This is a genomic window from Streptomyces hygroscopicus subsp. hygroscopicus (assembly GCF_001553455.1).
GTDB classification, from domain to species: domain Bacteria; phylum Actinomycetota; class Actinomycetes; order Streptomycetales; family Streptomycetaceae; genus Streptomyces; species Streptomyces hygroscopicus.
This window is the reverse complement of sequence record NZ_BBOX01000234.1, coordinates 1-4,471: the sequence shown is the minus strand read 5'-3', so window position 1 is coordinate 4,471 and position 4,471 is coordinate 1. Positions and strand designations below refer to the sequence as shown.

At 74.6% G+C, this 4,471-nt stretch carries 4 protein-coding genes; 2 read left to right on the top strand and 2 right to left on the bottom strand.

The window, feature by feature from the left end:
- Positions 1 to 461: 461 nt before the first annotated feature.
- Positions 462 to 941, bottom strand: a complete 480-nt coding sequence (locus AXW62_RS23445; RefSeq protein WP_060946239.1) for an SUKH-3 domain-containing protein — start codon at positions 939 to 941, stop codon at positions 462 to 464.
- Positions 942 to 1,039: 98 nt separating this feature from the next.
- Positions 1,040 to 1,561, bottom strand: a complete 522-nt coding sequence (locus tag AXW62_RS23440; protein WP_030822149.1) for a YwqJ-related putative deaminase — start codon at positions 1,559 to 1,561, stop codon at positions 1,040 to 1,042.
- Between the two features lie 196 nt (positions 1,562 to 1,757).
- Between AXW62_RS23440 and AXW62_RS23435 the strand changes: the two genes are divergently transcribed.
- Complete coding sequence (locus AXW62_RS23435) at positions 1,758 to 2,735, top strand: SMI1/KNR4 family protein (protein ID WP_060946238.1); 978 nt, start codon at positions 1,758 to 1,760, stop codon at positions 2,733 to 2,735.
- A gap of 5 nt (positions 2,736 to 2,740) precedes the next feature.
- A partial coding sequence (locus tag AXW62_RS46715; RefSeq protein WP_502688782.1) for an SUKH-4 family immunity protein occupies positions 2,741 to 4,471 on the top strand: 1,731 nt, incomplete at its 3' end.

The following is a 4,471-nucleotide window of genomic DNA, read 5'->3' as shown; positions in this document are numbered from 1 at the left end:
TTCTAGCGGCCATGCCGGGAACCTTGAGGTGGGAACGGCCGGGGACCTGGAGGTGGGAACGGCCGGTGGCCTCAAGGTGGGAGCGGCCTTGATGCGGGAGCGGCCGGGGGCCTTGAGGTGGGAATGGCCGCGGATCTGCCATGGTGGCTGCCTCTTGCCGTGGCACCCCCCGCGATCGGCCACCGGACACGTCGGCCACCGGCGTTGCGCCTGGCCAGGTCTGACGCGGGGCGCCGTCCGCCGGTGGCTGAGCGGTGCTCACGGCGTCCGGTGTGGGGGCACCTCCCGGCGGTGGCCGGGGGAGCGTCGGGGGCGCCGGGGGCGTCGGGAGGGCGGAGGACCTCCTCGTCGTGGGCCCGCTCGGACGGCTCCGGCCCCGCGGCGGGGCGCCGTGCCGGGCGTCGCGGGCTACGGCGGGAGCCGTCAGGCGGGGCTCGGGGCGGGGGCGGCGTCCGGGCGGTTCAGGCGCGGCTCAGTCTGGCCGGGAGGGCGCCGGTGACGAGGGTGTTGAACGCGGCGTCCAGGGTGGGGCCGAGGTACCAGTCCCCGGTGTGGTCGAGGCTGTAGACGCGTCCCTCGGCGTCGATGGTCAGCAGTGCCTGTCCGTCGGCTTCCTCGCCCAGTGGGCAGACCTCGGTTTCCAGGGCCCGGCCCAGGTCGCCGAGGGTGCGGGCGAGGTGGAGGCCGTGGAGCGGGTCGATACGGAAGGGGGTGGGGGCGATTTCGCGGCCGGCGCCGGGTGGCTGGATGTGGAGTCCGCCGAATTCGGCCCATGCCTCGACCGCCGCCGGGTGGACGGTGTGCCGGTGGCCGGCGGGGGAGGTGTGGGCGCGCAGGGTGTCGGCCCAGACCTCGGCGCGCCGTATGTCCCAGCGGCCGGGGCGCCAGCCGGCTTCGCGGAGGGCGGCGTCGACGGCGACGGGGAAGCGGGTGACGTCCATGCGGTTGATCGGCTGTCGTCCCGGCTGGGCGGGCCGGGGCGGTGCGGTGTGCGGGGCCCGTGCCGGTCGCGGTGCTCGTGGTGCTTGGGGTGCCTGGCTCACGCGGTTTCACCCACCACCCGTACGCCGAAGTGGGCCAGGAGCGCGGTGCAGGACAGACAGGGCGGGGCGTAGCTGCCGTGCTGGGGGTCGCCCGCTTCGCGGATCCGGCGGGTGGTGAGCTTGGCCTGTTTGAGGGAGCGGCGGGCTTCACCCTGGGTGAGGGGTTTGCGGGAGGCGCGCTTGGAGCGGCCGGCTTCGACGTTGGCCAGGTGCCGGGAGAGAAGGATCACTTCGGGGCAGCGGCCGGTGAACCGTTCGCGCTGGCCGCTGGCGAGGGCGTCGAGGAAGTCCTGGACCAGTGGGTGCAGCGTGGGCGGCTGGTCGGCCTTGCCTCCGGTGCAGGTCAGCGTCTCGCCGCGGACGGACAGCGCGGCGGCGACGGCGGGCAGGATGCCGTCGCGGCGGTGGCGCAGCGGAGGTGGGCCGGCGTCGGGTTCGACGCTGCTCCATCTCAGCCGGGGATCGCCGGCCGCGAGGGCGACGCCGTCGCCGCCTCCGTTGCTCTGCGTGATGTGCATGTGGTGGATCCCTCCCTGTGCAATCCCCCGGTTGCAATGATCAGACTGCCAAATCCCTTGGGCGCTGCGGTAGTCCGGGGCTGAACGACCAGGTGGGGGCATAGCCCGTGGTGGGGGTGGGCGGCCGCCCGGTTCACCCGGTTGCGCCAGCGCATAGGCTGTGCCCAGTAGCCAGCAGCAGCAGGGGGCAACCGCCATGACGACAGGTCGGCTCGGGCAGCACGCCGCGCCACCGAACACGGCCTACGCCGGGCAGGTCGTGCATTTCCCGGATCCGGTCCGGGCCGCCCGCCACCCCAAGGGCGTCCGAATGGACGAAAACGGCTTTCCGGACTTTTCGCCGTATGCGCGTGCGGCCGCCGAAATCGCCGAGCCCCCGGAGGGGTTCGGTGTCGACGAGCTTCGGCTGACGGACTACGTCTCGGCGAACGCGGCGCTGCACGCCGCCGGGCACGAGCTGTGGAACGGGTCGTCGTCGGTGGCCACCCCGCACGGCTGGACCTGGCACCACGTGGCCGGTACGCGCCGTATGGAGCTGATTCCGGTCGAGGTCAAGGCGCTGCTCCGGCATCACGGCGGGCTCGCGACGGCGATGGTGGACCAGGAGAAGCGCGGTACGCGTCCGCTGCAGGAGACCCGGCCGATCCACATCGGCCTGCCGTTGCGGGGCATTTCGGTCACCGAGGAGCAGGTGCTCGGGGTCGAGGAGGACCTGGGCTACCGGCTGCCCGAGTCCTACCGTTCGTTCCTCAAGGCGGCGGGCGGCTGCGCCCCGGTCGGCGCGGCGCTGGACCCGGAGCTGGGGCTGCTGATCGACCAGCCCTTCTTCACGGTGCGCGACGAGGCGGCGGTCAACGACCTCGTCTACATCAACAAGTGTCTGCGGGACCATTTCACCAAGGACTATCTGGGCGTCGGCTTCGTCCAGGGCGGTGTGATCGCGGTCAAGGTGAAGGGTGACGCGATCGGCTCGGTGTGGTTCTGCGCGTACGACGACGCGCGGGACCGTGACGGCTGGACGGTCCAGGAGCGGGTGGAGCGGCTGATGCTCCCGTGCGGCGACGACTTCGACGCCTTCCTGCTCCGGCTGGCGGGCAATCCGCCGGAGCTGGAGACCGTGGCGAACCTGATGGTGGACGGCGGATTCGCGTACGCCGTCCCGGTGGAGGGGTGAGCGCGATGGTGACCTTCGCACAGGCGCAGGAGCGCGCGGAACTCTGGATCAACGGCGATGTGCCGGCGTATCAGCAGCGCGAGGCGCGGGTCCGGGAGTTCGACCTGGGTTTCGTGGTGTGGGCCGAGGACCGCGAGGACGGGCCGGTCCCGGGCCGGGGGGCCGAGGGCGCGCGGATGGTGATCGCCCGCGACAGCGGTGAGACGACGCTGTGGCCGGGGCTGCCGGTGGGTGAGGTGATCCGCCGCTACGAGGAGCGGTACGGCACGACCGACGGCACCCGTGACGAGTCCACGAGCGGTCGGCAGCAGCGCGTCGACCTGAACGCGACGTCCTTCCTGCTCACTCCGCCGGAGTGGTTGCAGGAGGCGGCCGACGCGATGAGCCGGCCCGGGGAGCGGCCGGACGTTCCGGAGCAGCGGTCGGCGGCGGAGTCCGGCGGGGACGCACCCGATGGCTCCGCGCCGGAGTCACCTGCTTCGTCCGCTGCATCTGCTTCACCTGCCTCACCTTCTGCTTCACCTTCTGCGTCTGCATCGGCTTCGTCTGCTTCCGCTTCCGCTTCTTCCGCCGCCTCGTCCCCGGAGGACGACTGGCCGTCGGCCGGTGGGGCGCGGAGCGGGCCGAGTGCGCCACCGGCTCCGCCCGTGCCGACCCCGCCCACACCTCCTGGGGCCCCTGCTCCGGGCACGTCTGGTTCTGGGGCGCCTGCTTCCGGGGCCCCTGCTTCCGGGGCGTCGCGGGAGCGGGGCGAGGTCGTGGACGACTGGCCGTCCGACGGTGTGGCACGCCCGCTCGCCGCCAACAGGCCGCAGGACGCGTCGTCCGCCCCGGGTGGCCCGTCCGGGGACGGGGGCTGGCGGAACGCGCCGCTACCCGCGCCCGGTGGGGCGAGCCCGTGGGCCCCGCCCGCGCCGGACGCCGGTACGCCCGCCTCGGGCAGCCCGGCGGGCGGCGCGTCCACGCCCGGCGGCGGTACGCCGTGGGCCGGGGCGGACGTCAAGGGCGACGACGATGACGACCGCTCGGTCGCCCCGCCCGCCACGGTGTTCGCTCCGCCCCTCACGGGCTCCGATGACGACGACACCCCGGCGCCGGGCGTCCGGCCCGACGCCAAGACCGAGTTGATGTCCGGAGGCAGCGCGCTGCCGCCCACGGCCATCGCCCCGCCCCTGGACTTCCCCGAGCAGCAGAGCGGCACCGGCACCGGTGCCGGTGCGGCCCCGGGTTCCGATTCCGGTTCGGGTTCCGGTTCGGGTTCGGGTTCCGGTTCGGACGCGGGTGACGTCGCGGATGCCGCCACCCCCAAGGCGGGCGACGGGACGCCTCCGCCGCCCGGTGCGCCGGGGACGCCCGGTGCCCGGCCGGGCTCGGACTCGACGCCCCCGCCCGCGCCGTCCGGCCCCGGTGCCCCCGGCGCTCCGGCCGGGGGGTACGTACCGACGCAGCTGGTTTCTCCGCTCGGCTCCGAGGGCCTCGGCGGTGCGCCACAGCAGCCCGGACCCCCTGGTCCGCCCGGTGCGCCTGGTGTGTCTGGTGGGCAGGCGCCTTCGCCGGGTGTGCCGGGTGCGCCCGCTGGTGGGGTGCATGCCGCCGCGACGGTGCTCGCGGGTCCCGGCGGGCAGCCGGCGCCGGGCGCGGGCGGCGACCAGACCCCGCCCCCGGGCGTCCCGCAGCCGCCTGGTCCGCCCGGACCCCCTGGTCCGCCCGGTGCGCCCGGTGTGTCTGGTGGGCCG

What these genes read in the sequence shown, in the direction of transcription:
- AXW62_RS23445 (WP_060946239.1), bottom strand. Translation starts at nt 941, where the DNA reads ATGGACGTCACCCGCTTCCCCGTCGCCGTCGACGCCGCCCTCCGCGAA.
- AXW62_RS23440 (WP_030822149.1), bottom strand. Translation starts at nt 1,561, where the DNA reads ATGCACATCACGCAGAGCAACGGAGGCGGCGACGGCGTCGCCCTCGCG.
- AXW62_RS23435 (WP_060946238.1), top strand. Translation starts at nt 1,758, where the DNA reads ATGACGACAGGTCGGCTCGGGCAGCACGCCGCGCCACCGAACACGGCC.